At 64.4% G+C, this 1179-nt stretch carries 2 protein-coding genes; both read left to right on the plus strand.

What is annotated here, in order from left to right:
* The first annotated feature begins 148 nt into the window (after positions 1 to 148).
* Complete coding sequence (locus K8556_RS38850; protein ID WP_003092495.1) at positions 149 to 553, plus strand: DUF4398 domain-containing protein; 405 nt, start codon at positions 149 to 151, stop codon at positions 551 to 553.
* 48 nt (positions 554 to 601) lie between these two features.
* A partial coding sequence (locus K8556_RS38855) for an OmpA family protein (protein WP_223745180.1) occupies positions 602 to 1179 on the plus strand: 578 nt, incomplete at its 3' end.

The following is a 1179-nucleotide window of genomic DNA, read 5'->3' on the forward strand; positions in this document are numbered from 1 at the left end:
CTCTTCCGATCTAAGCCCCTGAAACAGAGGCCTGGCAGAGGCTTGCTCAGTGAGCAGGAAGAAAAGACCGGAGGGCCGGAAACGCGCCCACGGTAATGGCCAGAGATGAAAGCCAAGGAATCAGCATCCCTGTCAGAGGAAATTTCCCATGGAGCAAAAAGCGATGAGCAAGCAACACACCGGTTCCCTGCGTGGCCTCAAGCTGGCCCTGCTGGCCGTAGGCAGCAGCCTGGTCCTGGCCGGCTGCGCCGGCAACCCGCCGACCGAGCAGTTCGCCGTGACCGAATCCGCGGTGAATAACGCGGTGAGCGCCGGCGGCCCGGAATATGCCCCGGTCGAGATGAAGTCCGCTCAGGACAAGCTGAGCCAGGCGCGCATCGCCATGAACGACAAGGAATACGACCAGGCCAAGCGCCTGGCGCAGCAGGCCGAGTGGGACGCCCGGGTCGCCGAGCGCAAGACCCAGGCCGCCAAGGCGCAGAAAGCCGTGAAGGATGCCCAGCAGGGCGTCATGGAACTGCGTGAGGAAGGCATGCGCGATACGCAGCACTAAGCCGGATTCCGCCCTTCTTTCGTCGATTCGTGATTAAGGATGACCCCTATGCGTAAGTACATTGCCCTCCCCGCCGTATCCCTGCTGGCCCTGGCGCTGGCCGCCTGCTCCACGCCGCCGAACGCCAACCTGGAACAGGCCCGCAGCAACTTCTCCGCGCTGCAGTCGCAGCCCGACGCGACCAAGGTCGCGGCCCTGGAAACCAAGGACGCCGGCGACTGGCTGGCCAAGGCCGACAAGGCCTACCAGGATGGCGAAGACCAGCGCGACGTGGACCAACTGGCCTACCTGACCAACCAGCGCATCGAACTGGCCAAGCAGACCATCGTCCTGCGCAATGCCGAGGCGCAGTTGCAGAACGCCTCCGCCCAGCGCGCCCAGGCCCGCCTCGACGCGCGCACCGCGCAACTGGACAAGCTGCGTAGCCAACTGAATGCCAAGCAGACCTCGCGCGGCACCATGGTGACCTTCGGCGACGTTCTGTTCGATCTCGACAAGTCCGACCTGAAGCCCGGCGCCATGCGCAACATCCAGCAACTGGCCGAGTTCCTCCAGCAGAACCCGGAGCGCCAGGTGATCGTAGAGGGCTACACCGATAGCACCGGTTCCGCCAACTACAACCAGCC

The organism is Corallococcus sp. AS-1-12 (assembly GCF_020036995.1).
GTDB lineage: Bacteria > Myxococcota > Myxococcia > Myxococcales > Myxococcaceae > Corallococcus.